Here is a 17,799-nt window from a genome sequence, read left to right as displayed (position 1 = left end):
CAGCATCATGCCGAAATTCGCCGCCAACCTCACCATGCTCTTCAATGAGATGCCGTTTGTCGACCGCTTCGCCGCGGCGAAAGCGGCGGGCTTCAGCGGGGTCGAGTATCTCTTTCCCTATGATTTCGACAAGGCGCTGCTGCGCGAGCAGCTCGACAGCCACGGGCTCACGCAGGTGCTGCACAATCTGCCCGCCGGCAATTGGGCAGCGGGCGAGCGCGGCATCGCGATCATGCCCGATCGCGTCGCCGAATTCCGCGACGGCGTGTTCCGCGCCATCGACTATGCCAAGGCGCTCGACTGCGAGCAGCTCAACTGCCTCGTCGGCATCGCGCCAGTGGATGCCGATCCGCGCGAACTTAATGAGACGCTGGTCGGCAATTTGCGCTTCGCGGCTTCGACGCTGGCGCGGGAGAACATCAAGCTGCTGGTCGAGCCGATCAACACGCTCGACATTCCCGGCTTCTACCTCAACGGCACCGAGCAGGCGGTGCAGCTGATCTCCGAGGTCCGGTCGAACAATCTGTTCGTCCAGTACGACATCTATCACATGCAGATCATGGAGGGCGATCTCGCCCGCACCATGCAGGAATATCTTCCCCAGATCGCGCACATCCAGCTTGCCGATAATCCCGGCCGGCACGAGCCCGGCACCGGCGAGATCAACTATCCCTTCCTGTTCCGCCACCTCGACGCCATCGGCTATCGCGGCTGGATCGGCTGCGAATACAAGCCGCGAACCACGACGCTGGAAGGCCTGTCCTGGCACGCGGCACAGACTTTTGAGACCTGAGGACATCTGGACATGATCGACATCGGCTTCATCGGACTTGGCACCATGGGACGGCCGATGGCCGGCCATCTCCTTAGCGCGGGCCATCGCGTTCTCCTGCACGACGTTGCGCCTGTCGCGCCGGAGCTGATCGCAGCCGGCGGCGTCGCCTGCAAGTCGAGCAAGGAGATCGCGGAGGAGGCGGATGCGGTCATCATCATGGTGCCCGATACGCCGCATGTGGAAGCCGTGCTGTTCAGCAAGGATGGCGTCGCTGCCGGCATCTCCAAGGGCAAGATCGTGGTCGACATGAGCTCGATCTCGCCGCTGGCCACGAAAGAGTTTGCGAAGAAGATCGAAGCGCTCGGCGCGGACTATCTCGATGCGCCGGTGTCGGGCGGCGAGGTCGGTGCCAAGGCTGCGAGCCTCACCATCATGGTCGGCGGTCCCGAGCGCGCCTTCAACACCATGAAGCCGATCTTCGACAGGATGGGCAAGAACGTCACCCGTGTCGGCGCCAATGGCGATGGCCAGACGACGAAGGTCGCGAACCAGATCATCGTCGCGCTGACGATTGAGGCGGTCAGTGAGGCACTGCTGTTTGCATCCAAGGCCGGCGCAGACCCCGCGCTTGTGCGCAAAGCGCTGATGGGCGGCTTTGCGTCCTCGCGAATTCTCGAAGTGCATGGTGAGCGCATGGTGAAGCGCAATTTCGATCCGGGCTTTCGCATCGAGCTGCACCAGAAGGATCTCAACCTCGCGCTCGAAGGCGCCCGCGCGCTGGGCTTGTCGCTGCCGAGCACTGCGGTGGCGCAGCAATTGTTCTCGTCCTGCACCGCGCATGGCGGCAAGGGCTGGGATCATTCGGCGATGGTGCGGGCGCTGGAACTGATGGCGGGCCACGAGATCGCCGCGGCCTGAACTGTTACGCGGTAACAGTCTCCGGATTTTGGTGCGTCTTTCCTCACGCGGGAACCGGAACAATGCTCCGGCCCCGCGGTTGATGGCGCGCAACAACACTGGAGAGTGTGGACATGAAGACTCGTCTTGCAATTTTGTTGGCTGCCGCGTCGCTGCTGGCGTCGAGTGCAGCCTTTGCCCAGTCGACGACCGAAGAGGGCGCCAGGAACGGCGCGCGCGCGGGCGGCGATATCGGCGGCCCGGTCGGCGCGATGGTGGGCGGTACCGTTGGTGCGGCCGTCGGCGCTGGCCTGGAAATTCCGAATGCGATTCTCGGCGGAATCCCGCGCGATGATTCCGTCGTGGTGCAGGAGCGCGTCGTGGTCGGCGAGCCGCTGCCCCCGACCGTAGTGCTGCGCCCCGTGCCGAACTACACCCAGTATCGCTATGCGGTCGTGAACGAGCGCCGCGTGATCGTTGATCCGCACACGCGTCGCGTCGTCAAGATTATCGACTGATCGGTGCGAGTTAAGCGTTGAGAGGCAAGGCCCTGCGGAGTTACGCCGCGGGGCCTTCGCTTGTTGCGACCGAGTATGCGCGAAGGCGCGTCACGGCCCAATCGGCCGCGGCTGCGAGTGCAAAGCCGACGCAGGCCGTGGCGGCATCGACCAGGAAATCCTCGAGCCGCGCATGGCGTCCCGGCGCCCAGAATTGCATCAGCTCGAGCAGACCGATCAGGGCCACCGCGATGGCCGCGACTGCAAGGCGGCGCTGCCGGTAGGCGAGGCCAAACGCCAACCCGACCAGGATGAAGGCAAGCGCATGTTCGCCGTCCTGGCCCAGATCGGAATGGGGCCGCAGGCTCGGCGGCCCAAGCGTTGCGAAGGTGACGGCGGCGGCGAGCAGCCAGGCGAAGGAGCGAACCAAAAGGGACATCCGCACCGCTTAGCACGGATATGCAGGAGCCTGTTGTGAGGCTGGGATCAGATCGTCGTGTAGTTAATGACGAAATGTTAAAGTGGCTCGCGCACGCCGAGGCCGTGCATGAAGCGCTCCCGGATCTGCACGGGATCCCTGCGGGTGGTCCCGACGCCCGGTTTGTCGTCGATACGGAGGGCGATCAGGCTGGGCTCCGAGGCGGACATGGCCGCATCGACCAGACGCTCAAAGTCGTCTTCGTCTGCGGCCCAGGCGCTGTTCGCAAGTCCCGAGCCCGCGGCGATCGCAACGATGTCGGCGATACCAGCGGCAGGTGTCGGCTGTGCGCCGGTGATCTGATAGATGCCGTTATCCATCACGATCATGATGAGGTTTTTCGGCTTCAAGGCAGCAATGGTCGAGAGCGCGCCGAGCTGCATCAAGAGCGAGCCATCGCCCTCGAGCGCAAAGACGCGGCGGTCGGGCTGCGCCAGCGCCACGCCAAGCGCGATCGGGAAGGCGAGCCCCATGCTGCCCAACATATAGAAATTCTGCGGGCGGTGGCCGGCGGCCCAGAGGTCGAAATTGGTGTTGCCGATGCCGCCGATCACGGCTTCCTCGTGCTTGAGCTTTGCGACCAGGCGCGACGTCACATCGAACCGGTTCATCACCTTGGTGTTGCGCGTGTTCATTTTTGAGTTCATTTGGCTGACCTCACTTGTCGAACGTCTTGCCGCCGGTCAGCAGCGGGTTGAGGATCAGCGCCACCGGCGCCTGCGTGGTGACGGCCTGCTTGATCGAGCGGTCGGCGATGAATTCGAGCTCGTCGAGCCGGGTGATGGTGTGGTGCTCCAGCGCCAGCGAATCCAGCACCGGACGCATAGTGCGGCAGACCAATGACTGGCCATAGTTGAACTCGCCGAGCGTACCGCGCTCGGAGACGAACATGATCAGCGGGATCTGGTAGGGCACCGCGAGCGAGGCGAGCGTGTTGGCGAGCGTGGCAAAGCCGGAGGTCTGCATCAGCACCGCACCGCGTCGTCCGCCCATCCAGGCGCCCGAGACGATGCCGACGGCTTCCTCCTCGCGGGCGGTGGCAAAGGTGGTGAAGAAGGGATCGGCGTGCAGATTCTTGATCAGCGGCGTCAGCACGCGGTCCGGCACGTAAGGGATCAGGCTGATCTCGTTCCGCTTCAATGTTTGCAGGACAATGTCGTGCCAGCTCTTGTCACTGGAGGCGTGTGTGGCCTGGGACGAAGTCTGCTGTTCCGCAATCGCCACTGCGTTCTCCCTTCAGCCGCGCATGCTTCTTGGTCTTGGCCATTGTTCTGACCGTCGCGGCGGTCTGCCGAACTTGACGGAGCGGGCGGGATTGTCAACATGTCCCGGCCGGCACCGTGATCTGCGCCAGAGGGCCTGCCGTGGCCGGCAACGCCATGACATAGGTGGCGGTAATGAAAAAAGCGGGAGGGACGCAGGGGCGGGGCGCACGTTGTGCTTGGCCTTGCGGGTCTCCTCGGGAGAGCCGGAAGGGTCCTGATGTCCGTCAACAGCAAGCGCGTCTTCTACGTCAAATATCTGGCCAATCCGATCTACATCGACATCCTGAAGGCACGGCCCGACGTGCGGCTCGATCGCATCGAGAATGACAGCCTCGAAGACTTCTACGCCCCGATCCTGGATGCGGCCCATGTCTACCAGGTTGGCGCAGCCCGCGATGAGCTTGCGCCGCATTTTCATGTTGATGCCGCCTTCCTGAAGCGGACGCCGAATCTCTTGCTCGTCTCCAGCAATGGCGCTGGCTTCGATCCCGTCGACGCCGAGGCCTGCACGGATGCGGGCGTGCTGGTGGTCAACCAATCCGGCGGCAACGCGCATTCCGTTGCGGAACATGCGCTGGCGATGATGCTGACGCTGTCCAAGCGCATCATCCAGTCCGACCGCCGGATCCGCCGCGAGCGCGACGTCAACCGCAATGAGCTCGTTGGCAACGAGGTCGAACACAAGACCGTCGGCATCATCGGGCTCGGCAATGTCGGCCGCCGTATCGCCGCGCTGTGCAAGGGCCTGCTCGGCATGAAGGTGCTGGCCTATGATCCGTATCTGTCGGCCGATATCATGGCCGAGCGGGGCGGGGAGAAGGTCGAGCTCGACGAGCTCTTGCGCCGCGCCGATTTCGTCTCAATCTCCTGTCCGCTCAACAAGGGCAGCCGCAACATGATCAGCGTGCGCGAATTTGCGCTGATGCAGCCGCATGCCTATTTCATCACCACGGCGCGCGGCTTCATCCACGACGAGGACGCGCTGCTTGGGGCGTTGCGCGACAAGCGCATCGCGGGCGCCGGCCTCGACGTCTGGTCCAAGGAGCCGCCTCCGCCGGAGCATCCGCTGCTCCAGTTCGACAACGTGCTGGCGAGCCCGCATACCGCGGGCGTTACCATCGAGGCGCGCCAGAACATGGGCCGCATCGCCGCCGAACAGGTTTTGGAAACGCTCGACGGCAAGCGCCCGCCCCGCATCATCAATCCCGAGGTCTGGCCGGTTTATGCCGAGCGATTCAAGCAAGCGTTCGGCGTGACGCCGGGGTAGGGGCGCAACGTCGATCAGGCCGCGTCTGAGACACGAACTTCGACCTTCAGTCCAGCGGCGACTGCCATATTAACCAGAGTATCGATACCGAACAGTTCGATCTTCCCGCGCATCAGGTCGGAGACGCGAGGCTGGGTGACGCCAAACAGCTTCGCGGCTTCCGACTGATTGAGCTTCATCCCGGTGATATGATCGCGCAGCGCCAGCATCAGTTCCGAGCGCAGCTTCATGTTCGCGGCTTCCGCCGGCGTATCCTCGATCGCGTCCCAAACACTGGTGAAGCGCTTCTTGGTCATCGGTTCAGTTCCTTCAACAAATCCCGGTAGCGTAGTCGCCCTCTGAACTCGATCGGCTTCATGATTTAGATATACAAAATATTGTATAGGCTTGCAATCCCGCCTTCGGGACAATGTTGACCTTGATCCGTATCAAAATCTCCCTCCCCGATTCGGGCCAAATGGGATTAGATTGCTTCCGGGGCAGCAGGGAGGTCCCATGTCAACTTATGTCGTCAGGTTCATGAAGGACGTGCTCGGCCAGTACGGCCGGCAGATCGAGGTCTGCCAGGGCGCGCTCGAGATCGACGCCTCCGACGAGGCCGAAGCCAGGGAACGGGCGAAGGCGAGGTTTTGCAAGGATCAGGCGTTGCATCACTGGTCGCTGCATGCCGACCGCATCCAGGTCAGACCGGCTGACTGTCCCTCGTAGGGCCTAGCGGCCGGGCGCCGCGACCGGCGGCGGCGCGGTGACGCCCGCGCCGAGCGAACGCTGCACCATGACGGTATCGGACCATCGGCCGTGGCGATAGGCGACCCCGGATAACAGGCCGGCGCGCGCGAAACCGAACTTTTCGTGCAGCGCCAGCGAGGGGGCATTGTCGGCATCGATATAGCCGATCATCTGGCGGAAGCCGGCCGCCGCGCAAGCGTCGATCAATTCCTGGAGCAGCAGCCGTCCGACACCGCGCCCGAGATGTTCGTGGTGAACATAGATCGAGTGCTTGGCCGTGTAGCGATAGGCCGGGCGCTTGCGGAACAAGACCACATAGGCGTAGCCGACGACCTCGCCGCGATAGGTTGCGACCAGATGCGGCAGCCGGGTCTGCTTCAAATTCTTGCGCCGGTCGCGTAAGTCGTCCGGTTCCGGCGCGCCGGTTCCCTCGACGTCGCGGGGCACGCCGTTGCGGACGTGATGGCGATAGATCGCCAGCATCGCCTCGATATCGCTTTCACGTGAGGGTCGGACAAGGACCGGCTCGTCATCCGTGTGCATCACGGCTGTTTCGCTCATCGACGCCTACTCGGTAACGACGTAGGTATAGAGCCCGATGCGGCCCTGGGCATCGACCTCTTTGTAAACGCCCTGAATTTCGACGTCGAAGCCGGGAAACGTATTGAAGCAGGTCTCGAACATCTTGAGATAATCGACCATGGGCTTGGCCCGCTCCGTCAGCCGCTCGCCAGGCACGATGGTGGCGATGCCGGGCGGATAGACCACGAAGGGCGTGGTGGCGATACGGCCCGCAATTGCCTCGATCGGCAGATAGTCGACATCGTTCTTGAACAGATAGCGCGCGGCATCGCGCGGTGACATCGCAATCTCCGGCATGTGCTCGGGCATGAATTGCCGCGCCTGAAGTGCACTGACATCGGCGGCGCGGAAGAAGCGGTGCATCTCGCCGCAGAGGTCGCGCAGCCGCACGCCGGCATAGCGCGCCTGCCGCCGCTGATAGAATTCCGGGATCGCGTCGGCGAGCAGCGCATTGTCGTCGTGCAGCCTCTTGAACGCGACGAGGCCGGAGATCAGTGTGCCGGCCTTGCTGGCCTCGACGCCGGGCGTGAGCAGGAAGAGCAGGGAGTTGAGGTCGTTCTTCTCTGGCACGATGCGGTTTTCGCGCAGGTACTGCGCGACGACCGGGGCGGGGATGCCGTGCTCGGCATAGGCGCCGGTGGCGCGATCGAAGCCGGGGGTGAGCAGCGTCAGCTTGTTCGGATCGGTCATGGCAAAGCCTTCGGTGAGGCCGGGGAAGCCATGCCAATTGGTATCGGGGGAGAGCTGCCAGAGCACGGGATTGGTGGCGAGCTCGTCGGTGGAAAGCGTTTCCCAGGCAACGTTGTGCGCGGCGCCGGGGCGGCTGACATCGGGAATGGCGACGCGATCGGGCACGAACGGTTCGAAGAACCAGCGGCGGTCCGGATTCTGCTCCTTCTCCTCGAACTCCCGGCGCATCGCGCGGATCTTCTTGCGCAGCTCGATGCCGAGGCGGATCGTGTCGTCCCACAGCACCTCGCCGGAACGGCCCTTCATCATCTGCGCGCCGACGTCGAGGGAGGCGAACAGCGGATAGAACGGCGAGGTCGAGGCGTGCTGCATGAAGCTTTCGTTGAAGCGGCGGTGCTCGACGCGCCGCTTCTGGCCGCGAATGTGGCGGTCCTTGATGTGGATTTGTGACGCCTGTGAAAAGCTCGCGAGCTGCTTGTGGGTCGACTGCGTCGCGATGATGCCCGGTGCTTCGGGGGGAAGATTAGCCAGCCCCATGGCGAAGCGGCCAGCATAGAGCGGATGGAATTTCATGAAGCCGGCCCAGGCCTCGTCGAACAGGATGTACTCGCAGAGATGGCCGATGCGCTTCAGGATCATCTCGGCATTGTGGATCGTGCCGTCATAGGTGCACTGCTCGACCACGGCGACGCGGAACGGCCGCTCCTTGCGCCAGGCGTCCTTGTCCTCGACCAGCGGGTGATTGCGGATCGCCTCGCGCAAGGCCTTCTCGTCCAGCGCGTCCCAGCGCATCGGGCCGATCAGGCCCCAGGCGTTGCGGACGGTCGGCACGTAGACCGGGATGCCGCCATTGATCATCAGCGCGCCGTGATGGGCGGCCTTGTGGTTGTTGCGGTCGAACAGCACGAGGTCGCCGTCGGTGACGAGCGCGCCGAGTGCGACCTTGTTCGAGGTCGAGGTGCCGTTGAGCACGAAATAGGTTTTTTCCGCGCCAAAGATCTGCGCGGCTTCCTTCTGCGCCTTCAGCGCCGGGCCCTCATGGGTGAGGAGGTCGCCTAGGTCGAGCACGGAATTGTCGAGATCGTCGCGGAACACGGATTCGCCGAGATGCTCGACGAAGACACGGCCGATCGGGCTGCGGTTGTAGAACACACCGCCGTTATGGCCCGGACAGGTCCAGAGTTGGTTGCCTTCCTCGGCATAGTCGACCAGCGCGCCGAAGAACGGCGTCTTCAATGTCTCGGCATATTGCTTGAGCCGGCTGATCAAATTCTTGGCGATGAAGGTCGGCGTCTCCTCGGACAGGAAGACATAGCCGTCGATGAAGTCGAGCACCTCGACCGGTAGATCCTCGAAGCGCTTGCGCCGGATCAGCAGAATGATCGGGAAGTCGAGGCCGCGGCGCCGCATCAGATTGATCAGCGCCGAGGTCTTGCCCTCCAGGCCCTTCTTGCCCCAGTCCACCACCATGCAGCCGATCGCGGCATCGGTCTGCACCGCCATCTCGGCGTCTTCCAGCTTGCGGGCCCGGACCACCTCGAAGCCGGAGCGCTGGATCTCCTCGATGATCTGGTTGAAGCGGACACCCTCGAGGTCGTCGGCGTCGAATACGGGTGCGGCGAACAGGAAGTTGAAGCGCTTGAAATAGTCCATGAGGTGTCCCGGATGTGCAAGACCAACACGTCTCGGCACATTCGATGACAGTTATATGACGGTGGCGCAGGTTGGCCTTCGCCGCGTTTGTGAGGCGAGGGAACTGCTACCGCTTCGCCTCGCCGAACACCACCGTCGGCACCGCGCGGTTGACGACATCGCGCAGTGCGAAGCTCGACTGCACCCGCGCCACGCGCGGCAGGCGCGACAACTCGGTGCGGTGGATGCGCTCGAAATCCTGGATGTCGCGGGCAAGCACGATCAGGATGTAGTCGTCGTTGCCCGACATCAGGAAGCAGCGCACGACGGAAGGGCATTTCACCACCTCCGCTTCGAACGCCTTCAGCGCTTCGTCGCTCTGGCTCTCCAGCGCGATGCGCACCAGCACCGTCGTGGTGAGGCCGAACTGCGCCAGATCCAGCGCGGCCTGGTAGGCTTGGATGTAGCCGTCATCCTCCAGCGCCTTCTGCCGCCGCGCCAGCGCTGTGCTCGACAACCCGACCTTGGTGGCAAGCTCGGTGTGGCTGGCCCGCGCATTGGTGGTGAGTTCCGCGAGGATGGCGAGATCTTTCCGGTCGAGGGCCAAGGTTTTGTTTCCAGCGTGAAAGGGCACTTCTGCGCTCGAAACCAGCGCGCGGGTGGCGAAACTAGCGGATATTTGCACGAAACCAAACTGGCCCTGTCGCTACGATGGCGCGGTGAATCAGGACGTTGGAAGGAGCCCAGGATGCGTGTCGGTGTGCCCAAAGAGATCAAGGTGCAGGAATATCGCGTCGGGCTCACCCCTGGCGCCGTCCGCGAATATGTCGCGGCTGGGCATCAGGTGACGGTCGAGACCGGCGCCGGCAGCGGCATCGGCGCGTCCGACGAGATCTATCGGCGGGCAGGGGCCGCGATCGCCGGGAACGCCCGCGACATCTTTGCGAACTCCGAGATGATCGTGAAGGTGAAGGAGCCGCAGAAAAGTGAGTGGGCCCAGCTCCGCGAAGGTCAGATCCTGTTTACCTATCTCCACCTTGCGCCGGATCCTGAACAGGCCAAGGGCCTGCTTGGCTCCGGCTGCACCGCGATCGCCTATGAAACCGTCACCGACGCGGCCGGTCACCTCCCCCTGCTCGCGCCGATGAGCGAAGTCGCCGGCCGTCTCGCCATCGAGGCCGCCGGCGCCGCGCTCAAGCGTTCGGCCGGTGGTCGCGGGCTGCTGCTCGGCGGCGTGCCCGGCGTGCAGCCGGCGCGTGTCGTCGTGCTTGGCGGCGGCGTGGTGGGCACACAGGCCGCGCGCATGGCGGCGGGTCTCGGTGCCGAGGTCACGGTGATTGACCGTTCGTTGCCGCGGCTGCGCGAGCTCGACGATCTCTTCAGCGGGCGGGTGCGCACGCGATTCTCGACCATCGAGTCGGTCGAGGAGGAGGTGTTCGCCGCCGACGTCGTGATCGGCGCCGTGCTGGTGCCGGGTGCGAGCGCGCCAAAGCTCGTTACGCGCGCGATGCTGAAATCGATGCGGCCTGGTGCCGTGCTCGTCGACGTCGCGATCGACCAGGGTGGTTGCTTCGAGACTTCGCACGCGACCACGCATACCGATCCGACCTACGAGGTCGATGGCGTCGTGCATTACTGTGTCGCCAACATGCCGGGCGCGGTACCGGTGACGTCGAGCCAGGCGCTGAACAATGCGACGCTGCCGTTCGGGTTGATGCTCGCCAGCAAGGGCTTTGCGGCAGTGCTGGAAAATCCGCATTTGCGCAACGGGCTCAACGTTCATCGCGGCCGGATCACCAACAAGGCGGTGGCGGAGAGCCTCGGGCTGGAGTTTGCGCCTGTTGGGAGCGGGCTGGCGGCGTAAGGCGCGTCCGGCTCACACCTTCGTTAGCCGGTACTGCCCGAAATCCGGGTCATGCGTCATGCGCCAGTAATCCACGAAGCGCCACGGCATCGCCGAAAACACGCGTCCGCTCGAATTGCGATAGTAGGTGCTCATGCCCGGATGGGTCCAGATCATGCCCTCGTGTTCGGCGTCAACCTCGCGGACATAATCGTCGAGCACATCCTGGCGGACGTCGATCGCGGCGACGTTGCGCTCGATCATGTCGACGAGACAGGCCGAGATATAGCGACTCTGGCATTCCGACTGGAAGATGACGCTGCCGCCGTGGGCGGGACCGGCGTTGGGGCCGAGCATGCAGAAGAAATTTGGAAAGTCCGGCACGGTGAGACCGAGAAACGCGGTCGGATTGTCGTTGCCCCAGGCCTCACGCAAATTCTTGCCGTCGCGGCCGCTGATGTTGAGGCGGGCGGCCATCTCTGTGACCTTGAAGCCGGTCGCGACAACGATAATGTCGGCAGGGCGGTGCTCGCCGTCGGCGGTGACGATGCCGTCGCGGTCAAAATGGTCGATCGTGTCGGTGACGAGGTCGACATTGTCCCGCCTCAAGGTCTTGAACCAGTTGTTGTCGAGCAGGATGCGCTTGCCGTAGGGCGGATAGGTCGGCACGCATTTCGAAATCAGGTCGGGCCGGTCCTTCAGCTCGGTCAGGATGAAGTCGGTCAACTCCTGGCGATGCCGGTCGTTGCCCTTGTTGACGGCGCGTTCGGGGTGCGGCCAGGCGGGGTCCTTGCGCAGGAACGGCAGCAGGCCATCGCCGTAGCGCCAGAACATGTTGAAGCGGTACCACTGCACATAGAACGGCAGATGCGCGAGCAGCCAGCGCGCGCCATCGCTGATCGGATCGGCATAGCCCTTCACCGGCCGTGCCCATTGCGCGCTGCGCTGGTAGACCGTGACCGAGGCAACGCGGCCGGCAATCGCCGGCACCAGCTGCATCGACGTCGCGCCGGTGCCGATCACGGCGACATGCTTGCCTTCGAGGTTGATGTCGCCCGACCACAGCGCCGAATGCAGGATCGCTCCCTTGAAATTCTCTTCGCCCTTGAAGCGGGCGCGGGAGGGATCGTTGAGCTGGCCGATGGCGGAGACCAGTGCGGTGGATTCGAATATCTCCTCGCCGTCCTTGGTCTTGAGCGTCGAAATCCAGCGCCATTTGCCTTCGTCCCAGCGCGACGAGGTCAGCTCGGTGTTGACGCGCAGATGCTCGCGGATGCCGTATTCGTCCGCGACCTTCAGCAGATAGCCGAGCAGTTCCTCGCGCTGACAAAAATAGCGAGTCCATTCATTGTGCGAGCCGAAAGAGTAGGAATAGGAGTGGTTCGGCGTGTCGACGCCGCAGCCGGGATAGCGGTTGGTCCACCAGGTGCCGCCGAGCTCGGCGTTCTTCTCGACGATGGTGTAGGGAATGCCGAGATGGCCGAGCGCCACGCCGAGCGCGATGGCGCAGACGCCGGCGCCGACGATCAGCACATGCTGGTCCGCGAGCTTTCCGTCGGAGGGACGATTGGTCCAGCGCGGCTCGCGCGCCACAAAACCCATCTCCTCGCGCATCAGCGGCGCATATTCCGGTGCGACGTTCTCGCCGAGGCAGGCGCGCATCATCTTCAGCAGCAGCTCTTCACCGGGATCGGTGATGACCGGCTTTGGCGTGCCGTCGGCAAAGAGATTGACAACCGCGGCGCGGATTTCGTCCTGGATCTCCTTCGGGACCCCGGCCTCGGGATCGGGGATGAGGCGGATGTCGCGCTTGGGCAGATAGGGCGGCTCGAGCCAGCGCTCGTCGCCGGTCATGTGCACCAGCACCATCAGCAGGCAGCGGATGTCGCCTTCCGCGATGGCCGAGGTGAGGTCGAGGGGCTTACGGGGAGATGCGATGTTCATCGTCTTCTTCTGATCTCCGACGGCCCAGTACGTTCGATTCTGGAGGAGGCGAACGAGCGACTTGCGGTCATGGCACGGTAGTCGACAAGCACTGGGTCGTCTACGCGGCCGGTGTCCGGCCGCGTTCCGGTGCCCAAACCGGCCAAAAGAAGAAAACTATTGCCTCAGGCTCGCCCGGCGGAAGGAGTTTCCCCTCCAAGGGGCAAATACGCCAATCGCTTCCATTGCTGTTTGGGGCCGAAACAACGACATTTCTGTCAGAAATTGATGGATTGACTGCTATGGAACGCACCCGATTTGAGCCCTTCGGCGAGCAGCTGGTGTCCGCGACGGACACCCAGCCGACGTCGCGTGCTGCAAGGCTCGTGTTGCGGGCCGGCACCGGCCTGTTCTGGTCGCTGGTCGCCGCGATCGTGCTCGCGCGCGCGGCCTTCTTCGAGCCGGGCGTCTATGACAGCTTCAGCCACGTGGCCTCGCTGGCCAAAAGTCTGATCTTCTAAGCGCGATTATTCCGAGCTGAGCATAGGACTTCCCTAAGCCCTGATATGTCGAAAACTTATTTCCCAATCGGGCGGCCCTGCGTATAAATCCTCCTCCTCCGGGAGAGATTTGTGTCGCAGAATCAAGCATCCAGCCCGACCGAGACCAAGCCGACCACCGCCGCTAGCCGTATTGTGGCGCTGATTCCCGGCATTCTCCTCTGCATCGCCGTGGCCGGCGTTTCGGCCCTGCTCGAACGGTTCGAACTCGGCATCTTCGAGCACCCCTATGTCGAGGCGCTGGTGATGGCGATCCTGCTCGGCATGGCGCTGCGCAGCTTCTGGAAACCGGCGCCGCGCTGGCAGGCCGGCATCGCCTTCAGCGCCAAACAACTCCTCGAAGTCGCGGTGATGCTGCTCGGGGCCTCCATCAGTTTTGCCGCCATCGCGGCCTCTGGCGTCGCGCTCCTCCTGTCGATCGCAGCCGTCGTCGTGATCGCACTCTCCGCCTCCTTCGGGTTGAGCCGTCTGCTCGGCCTCTCGACGCGGCTGTCGATCCTGATCGCCTGCGGCAATTCCATTTGCGGCAACTCCGCGATCGCGGCGGTTGCGCCGATCATCGGCGCCAACAGCGACGAGATCGCGTCCTCGATCTCCTTTACCGCCATCCTCGGCGTGATGATGGTGCTCGGTCTGCCGCTGCTGATCCCGCTGTTGCAGTTGACGGCCACGCAATACGGCATCCTCGCCGGCTTGACCGTCTATGCGGTGCCGCAGGTGCTCGCGGCGACGGTGCCGGCCGGGCTCGTCTCGACGCAGATCGGCACGCTGGTCAAGCTGATGCGTGTGCTGATGCTCGGGCCGGTGGTCGTCGGCCTCTCCCTGGTCGCCTCGCGCTGGCAAACCGGCGCCAAGAAAACCAATGTCGGCTTCTTCCGACTGGTGCCTTGGTTCATTCTCGGCTTCCTCGTGCTCGCGACCTTGCGCTCGCTCGAGGTTGTGCCGTCCACGGTGGTTGCTCCGATCACGCGGATCACGGGTTTTCTCACGGTGGTGTCGATGGCCGCGCTTGGCCTCGGCGTCGATGTGAAGGTGCTTGCCAATGTCGGCGGCCGGGTGACGGCCGCAGTGACGTTGTCACTGATGCTGCTGCTCGGCATCAGCATCGCGTTGGTGCATTGGTTCAAGTGATTAGAGCGAAACTGCCGTAGGGTGGGCAAAGGCGCGAAAGCGCCGTGCCCACCATGTATCCACATTCGTGATGAAAATGGTGGGCACGCTTCCGCCTTCGCTCTACGAGCTACGGCGGACAAGTCGCTTTGCCCACCCTACGAGATCGTCTGTCTCTGCAAGCGTCGAGTTGAATCAAATCACATCCGCCAGCGAATGCCCGTGCAGCTCGATGTTCAGCCCCTGCATGCCCAGATCGGTGATCTCCCCGCCCATAGCCTTGATGCTCTCCTCACGGATCAGCGACATCAATCCGCGGCGGAGTGCCAGAAATTCCGACGACATCATCATTGCTTGCTGCCGTGGCCGCTCCAGCGGAATCGGAATTTCCGCCTTGATCGAGCCGGGGCGGGCGGTCATGCAGTAGACGCGATCGGAGAGGAATATCGCCTCGTCGATGTCGTGGGTGACGAACAGCACCGAGATCTTCAGCCGCTGCCACATGTTAGTGAGGATCTGCTGCATGATGACGCGGGTCTGCGCGTCGAGCGCGCCAAAGGGCTCGTCTAGCAAGAGGACCTTCGGTCCCGTCGCAAGCGCGCGGACAATACCGACGCGCTGTTTCATGCCGCCTGAGAGTTTGTCCGGGTAGTGCTTCTCGAACGCCTCCAGCCCCGCGAGTCCGAGTAGCGTGCGCGCGGCGCGCTCACGCTGCGAGCGCGCCATGCCGCGCATCTTCAGGCCGAACTCGACATTCTCCCGCACTGTCTTCCAGGGAAACAGCGAATATTGCTGGAACACCATGCCGCGCTCGGAGCTGGGTCCGTTGACGCGCTCGCCGTCGACGGTGACGACGCCCGTGGTCGGCTTGAGGAAGCCCGCGACCGCATTGAGCAGCGTCGATTTCCCGCAGCCGGAGGGCCCGACGATCGAGACGAACTCGCCGGGCTTCACATGGATCTGGGTATCGGTGACGGCCTGAACCGGTCCTTCGATACTGTCATAGCTGAGCGAGAAGTTCCTGACCTCGATATGGCCCTGCGGTGCTTTGGTCAGGATCTCGTTCATTTCAGCCTCCACGGCATCACCAATTGCCCCGCGCCCCTGATGAGCAGGCTCGATCCCAGTCCGAGCACGCCGATCGCGATCATGCCGAGCGCGATGTCGGGATACTGGACCAGCGAATAGGCCTCCCAGGTGAAATAGCCGATGCCGTACTGGCCGGAGATCATTTCGGCCGCGATCAGCGACACCCAGGCGACGCCCATGCCGACAGTGAGGCCTGTGAAGATGTGCGGCAGCGAGGCCGGAAAATACACCTCGCGGAAGATCGAGCGTTCGCGCGCGCCGAGACATTGTGCGGCGCGCACCAGCACGGGATCGACCAGCGACACGCCGTGCAGCGTGTTGACCAGGATCGGGAAGAACGAGCCGAGGAAGGTGATGAAGACGATGCTCTGCTCGTTGGTCGGCCACAGCATGATCGCCATCGGCACCCAGGCGATCGCCGGGATCGGCCGCAGCACTTCCGCGACCGGGAAGATGATCTCATGGACCAGCTTGAAGCGGCCCATGACGAGGCCGAGCGGTACGCCGACAATCGCCGCCAGCGAGAAGCCGACGAGGATGCGCCGGCAGCTCAGCAAAATGTGCATCAGGAATTTGGGATCGTGGATCGCCTTGGTGAAGCTCGCATAGACTGCGAGCGGCGATGGCACGTTGGTGAAGCGCACGAAGAACACGACGCGATAGGTCGTGAGCAGGTGCCAGACCAGCAGGAAGACGAGCAGCGAGATGATGCCGATCGCAGTCGCGCGCAGGCCGTTGCGGTTCAACTTATACCAGCGCAGCGCGAGCGTACCGAATGATGTGGGTTTTGCGGGCGGCGCGGCGTCCGACGCGGGCTCCGTTTCCGTGGTGGCAACGGCCATTGGCGTGCTGTCCTCGGAATGTCTGAGGAGGGCGGGGCTGCTCACGTCTTGCCCCCGCTGACTGCCGCCTTCACCGCATCGTCGAAGCCGAGCACCTTGCCGTTGATCTTGGCCGCGTAGGCTTCCGCGTCCTTCTTCAGCAGGAACGGCGCCACGTCGCCATTGCCGACGGCGAAGAAGGCCTGGTCGGCGAACAGCTTGATGCCGCGTGTGGTGTCGAAGACGTAGGCGACGTTGATCTTCTTGCCCTTGGCCTTGTAGTCGGCATAGGCGCCGAGCGTGCAACTGGCGGACGCGAACGGCAGGATGCCGGCCTCGTCGACCCAGACCTCGCCGGCCTTGCGCGGATCGGTGATCGGCTTCTTGCAGAACGAGTCTTCGCCGGATATCTCGTAGTTCTTGGTGCTCGCAAGCTGCGCGTCATAGTCGAGCTTCATCTCGGCATAGGCCTTGCGGATGTAGCTGTCATCGACCCATTTCTTTGGATCGAATTCCTTCATGCGGCCGAGATTCTGAAGAACCTTGACGTCGGTCGCCGCCGCATCGATCAGCGCCGGTTTCACGGTCGGATCGGTGGTCATGTTGCCGCTGGGGCCGAGGAAAATATAGACCACTTCCTTGTTGATCCCGGTCCATTCCTGGATCTTTTCGGCGGCAAGCTTCGGGTCATCGCGCAGCCACTGGTTGGCGGCGATCAGCGCCTTCATGTAGGCGACGACGACTTCAGGATATTTCTCGGCAAAATCGGTGCGGACCACGATGCCGTGGAAGGTCGGTAGATTGGTCTCGACGCCGTCAAAGATCTTTCGCGCGAAGCCACGGAACGGCAGCAGCTCGGCGAAGGGGACGAAGTCGGCATGCGCGTCGATCTTCTTCTCCTGGAGATTGGTCGAGCCGACTTCTGGGCTCTGGCTGACCAGTTGGAAGAAATCGGAGGTGTAGCCGCGGTCCTGCATCGCCTTCAGCACCATGCCGTGCGCGGCGGAGCCGAAGGGCACGCTGACGAGCTTGCCCTTGAGATCGGCGAGATCGTAATAGGGTGAGTCCTTGTGGACGACGATGCCGTTGCCGGAGCCGGACAGGCTGTAAGCGGCGATGCCGATCAGGCGGCTCTTGCTCTCAGGATTGCTGTCGAAGGTGAAGCCGTTCACGATCAGCGGATAGTCGCCCATCATGCCGATCTGGAGCTTGTTCGCCATCATCGCATTGGTGACGGGCGGACCGGACGTAAAATTCTGCCACTCCAGCTCGAACTTGATGTTGGCGTACTTGCCGTCCTTCGGCAGGTATTTTTCGAGGAGATGCAGCTGACGGATGACGACACCGGCGGTCACCGTGTTGGTCGTGGTGTCCTGCGTTCCGATGCCGAGCGTGACGGTTTCCGCCGAGGCCGGTTGCGCCAGAAGGAGAGCCAGCGTCGTCACCGACATCGCGATCGAGAGCGTGGGAAGATGGCGGACCATTCTCATCCTCATTCGGTTGGATGTGCTGTGGTTGCCATGATTGGGTGAGGGCGCGGGCGGGGCAAATCCGGAATGACCGTCGCAGTCGATTAGTTGCCGGGAAAAGCTGATTGCATACTCCTTGGGCAGCCCTGCACTATAAAGCCGCTTGCCTGTG

Annotated in this window: 19 protein-coding genes; 8 read left to right on the top strand and 11 right to left on the bottom strand. The window is 63.3% G+C overall.

The window, feature by feature from the left end; genetic code table 11:
- The first annotated feature begins 7 nt into the window (after positions 1-7).
- From hyi to UP06_RS25305, 3 genes are all read left to right on the top strand, one after another.
- Positions 8-793: a hydroxypyruvate isomerase gene (gene hyi, locus UP06_RS25315; protein ID WP_045006392.1), complete on the top strand. Its 786-nt coding sequence runs from the start codon at positions 8-10 to the stop codon at positions 791-793.
- 12 nt (positions 794-805) lie between these two features.
- Positions 806-1,693: a 2-hydroxy-3-oxopropionate reductase gene (locus tag UP06_RS25310; protein WP_045006391.1), complete on the top strand. Its 888-nt coding sequence runs from the start codon at positions 806-808 to the stop codon at positions 1,691-1,693.
- A 113-nt stretch (positions 1,694-1,806) separates the two neighbouring features.
- Entirely contained in the window at positions 1,807-2,190 is a 384-nt protein-coding gene (locus UP06_RS25305) for a DUF1236 domain-containing protein (protein ID WP_045006390.1), read from the top strand.
- A 40-nt stretch (positions 2,191-2,230) separates the two neighbouring features.
- Here UP06_RS25305 and UP06_RS25300 read toward each other — a convergent pair whose 3' ends face one another.
- From UP06_RS25300 to UP06_RS25290, 3 genes are all read right to left on the bottom strand, one after another.
- Complete coding sequence (locus UP06_RS25300) at positions 2,231-2,608, bottom strand: VanZ family protein (protein ID WP_045006389.1); 378 nt, start codon at positions 2,606-2,608, stop codon at positions 2,231-2,233.
- Between the two features lie 77 nt (positions 2,609-2,685).
- Positions 2,686-3,282: a thiamine pyrophosphate-dependent enzyme gene (locus UP06_RS25295; RefSeq protein ID WP_045006388.1), complete on the bottom strand. Its 597-nt coding sequence runs from the start codon at positions 3,280-3,282 to the stop codon at positions 2,686-2,688.
- Between the two features lie 22 nt (positions 3,283-3,304).
- Positions 3,305-3,871: a thiamine pyrophosphate-binding protein gene (locus UP06_RS25290; protein ID WP_045006387.1), complete on the bottom strand. Its 567-nt coding sequence runs from the start codon at positions 3,869-3,871 to the stop codon at positions 3,305-3,307.
- 258 nt (positions 3,872-4,129) lie between these two features.
- Here UP06_RS25290 and UP06_RS25285 point away from each other — a divergent pair, with 258 nt between their 5' ends.
- The gene (locus UP06_RS25285) at positions 4,130-5,179 is read left to right on the top strand and encodes a hydroxyacid dehydrogenase (protein ID WP_045006386.1); all 1,050 of its coding nucleotides are present in this window, start codon (positions 4,130-4,132) and stop codon (positions 5,177-5,179) included.
- 14 nt (positions 5,180-5,193) lie between these two features.
- On the opposite strand, the gene UP06_RS25280 is transcribed toward UP06_RS25285, so the two are convergent.
- Positions 5,194-5,475, bottom strand: a complete 282-nt coding sequence (locus tag UP06_RS25280) for a helix-turn-helix domain-containing protein (RefSeq protein ID WP_045006385.1) — start codon at positions 5,473-5,475, stop codon at positions 5,194-5,196.
- A gap of 199 nt (positions 5,476-5,674) precedes the next feature.
- Between UP06_RS25280 and UP06_RS41630 the strand changes: the two genes are divergently transcribed.
- On the top strand, positions 5,675-5,887 hold the full coding sequence (locus UP06_RS41630) for a hypothetical protein (protein ID WP_045006384.1): 213 nt from the start codon (positions 5,675-5,677) through the stop codon (positions 5,885-5,887).
- A 3-nt stretch (positions 5,888-5,890) separates the two neighbouring features.
- On the opposite strand, the gene UP06_RS25270 is transcribed toward UP06_RS41630, so the two are convergent.
- The 3 genes from UP06_RS25270 to UP06_RS25260 all read right to left on the bottom strand — a co-directional run bounded on the left by UP06_RS25270 (position 5,891) and on the right by UP06_RS25260 (position 9,419).
- On the bottom strand, positions 5,891-6,469 hold the full coding sequence (locus tag UP06_RS25270) for a GNAT family N-acetyltransferase (protein ID WP_045006383.1): 579 nt from the start codon (positions 6,467-6,469) through the stop codon (positions 5,891-5,893).
- Between the two features lie 6 nt (positions 6,470-6,475).
- On the bottom strand, positions 6,476-8,833 hold the full coding sequence (locus UP06_RS25265; protein ID WP_045006382.1) for an Orn/Lys/Arg family decarboxylase: 2,358 nt from the start codon (positions 8,831-8,833) through the stop codon (positions 6,476-6,478).
- Between the two features lie 106 nt (positions 8,834-8,939).
- Positions 8,940-9,419, bottom strand: coding sequence for an Lrp/AsnC family transcriptional regulator (locus tag UP06_RS25260; protein WP_045006381.1), 480 nt, complete (start codon positions 9,417-9,419; stop codon positions 8,940-8,942).
- Between the two features lie 141 nt (positions 9,420-9,560).
- Between UP06_RS25260 and ald the strand changes: the two genes are divergently transcribed.
- Entirely contained in the window at positions 9,561-10,676 is a 1,116-nt protein-coding gene (gene ald, locus UP06_RS25255; protein ID WP_045006380.1) for an alanine dehydrogenase, read from the top strand.
- Positions 10,677-10,688: 12 nt separating this feature from the next.
- Here ald and UP06_RS25250 read toward each other — a convergent pair whose 3' ends face one another.
- Complete coding sequence (locus tag UP06_RS25250) at positions 10,689-12,599, bottom strand: flavin-containing monooxygenase (protein WP_045006379.1); 1,911 nt, start codon at positions 12,597-12,599, stop codon at positions 10,689-10,691.
- A 281-nt stretch (positions 12,600-12,880) separates the two neighbouring features.
- Here UP06_RS25250 and UP06_RS25245 point away from each other — a divergent pair, with 281 nt between their 5' ends.
- On the top strand, positions 12,881-13,099 hold the full coding sequence (locus UP06_RS25245) for a hypothetical protein (protein ID WP_045006378.1): 219 nt from the start codon (positions 12,881-12,883) through the stop codon (positions 13,097-13,099).
- Positions 13,100-13,210: 111 nt separating this feature from the next.
- Entirely contained in the window at positions 13,211-14,269 is a 1,059-nt protein-coding gene (locus tag UP06_RS25240) for a YeiH family protein (RefSeq protein WP_045006377.1), read from the top strand.
- Positions 14,270-14,443: 174 nt separating this feature from the next.
- Here UP06_RS25240 and UP06_RS25235 read toward each other — a convergent pair whose 3' ends face one another.
- From UP06_RS25235 to UP06_RS25225, 3 genes are read right to left on the bottom strand one after another with little or no spacing between them, the layout of a single operon-like run.
- Complete coding sequence (locus UP06_RS25235) at positions 14,444-15,316, bottom strand: ABC transporter ATP-binding protein (RefSeq protein ID WP_045006376.1); 873 nt, start codon at positions 15,314-15,316, stop codon at positions 14,444-14,446.
- Entirely contained in the window at positions 15,313-16,224 is a 912-nt protein-coding gene (locus tag UP06_RS25230) for an ABC transporter permease (protein WP_156163210.1), read from the bottom strand. Before UP06_RS25230 ends, UP06_RS25235 begins: the two co-directional genes overlap by 4 nt.
- A complete protein-coding gene (locus UP06_RS25225) occupies positions 16,221-17,642 on the bottom strand; it encodes an ABC transporter substrate-binding protein (protein ID WP_045006374.1) in 1,422 nt (473 codons plus the stop codon). The genes UP06_RS25230 and UP06_RS25225 overlap by 4 nt, the downstream gene beginning before the upstream one ends.
- Positions 17,643-17,799: the final 157 nt, after the last annotated feature.

This window comes from Bradyrhizobium sp. LTSP857, assembly GCF_000938285.1.
Taxonomy (GTDB): domain Bacteria; phylum Pseudomonadota; class Alphaproteobacteria; order Rhizobiales; family Xanthobacteraceae; genus Bradyrhizobium.
This window is presented reverse-complemented; position numbering and strand designations above follow the sequence as displayed.

Excerpts from the sequence above, each read along its gene's own strand:
- hyi (WP_045006392.1), top strand. The coding sequence starts at position 8 with ATGCCGAAATTCGCCGCCAACCTCACCATGCTCTTCAATGAGATGCCG.
- UP06_RS25310 (WP_045006391.1), top strand. The coding sequence starts at position 806 with ATGATCGACATCGGCTTCATCGGACTTGGCACCATGGGACGGCCGATG.
- UP06_RS25305 (WP_045006390.1), top strand. The coding sequence starts at position 1,807 with ATGAAGACTCGTCTTGCAATTTTGTTGGCTGCCGCGTCGCTGCTGGCG.
- UP06_RS25300 (WP_045006389.1), bottom strand. The coding sequence starts at position 2,608 with ATGTCCCTTTTGGTTCGCTCCTTCGCCTGGCTGCTCGCCGCCGCCGTC.
- UP06_RS25295 (WP_045006388.1), bottom strand. The coding sequence starts at position 3,282 with ATGAACACGCGCAACACCAAGGTGATGAACCGGTTCGATGTGACGTCG.
- UP06_RS25285 (WP_045006386.1), top strand. The coding sequence starts at position 4,130 with ATGTCCGTCAACAGCAAGCGCGTCTTCTACGTCAAATATCTGGCCAAT.
- UP06_RS25280 (WP_045006385.1), bottom strand. The coding sequence starts at position 5,475 with ATGACCAAGAAGCGCTTCACCAGTGTTTGGGACGCGATCGAGGATACG.
- UP06_RS41630 (WP_045006384.1), top strand. The coding sequence starts at position 5,675 with ATGTCAACTTATGTCGTCAGGTTCATGAAGGACGTGCTCGGCCAGTAC.
- UP06_RS25270 (WP_045006383.1), bottom strand. The coding sequence starts at position 6,469 with ATGAGCGAAACAGCCGTGATGCACACGGATGACGAGCCGGTCCTTGTC.
- UP06_RS25265 (WP_045006382.1), bottom strand. The coding sequence starts at position 8,833 with ATGGACTATTTCAAGCGCTTCAACTTCCTGTTCGCCGCACCCGTATTC.
- ald (WP_045006380.1), top strand. The coding sequence starts at position 9,561 with ATGCGTGTCGGTGTGCCCAAAGAGATCAAGGTGCAGGAATATCGCGTC.
- UP06_RS25250 (WP_045006379.1), bottom strand. The coding sequence starts at position 12,599 with ATGAACATCGCATCTCCCCGTAAGCCCCTCGACCTCACCTCGGCCATC.
- UP06_RS25245 (WP_045006378.1), top strand. The coding sequence starts at position 12,881 with ATGGAACGCACCCGATTTGAGCCCTTCGGCGAGCAGCTGGTGTCCGCG.
- UP06_RS25235 (WP_045006376.1), bottom strand. The coding sequence starts at position 15,316 with ATGAACGAGATCCTGACCAAAGCACCGCAGGGCCATATCGAGGTCAGG.
- UP06_RS25225 (WP_045006374.1), bottom strand. The coding sequence starts at position 17,642 with ATGGTCCGCCATCTTCCCACGCTCTCGATCGCGATGTCGGTGACGACG.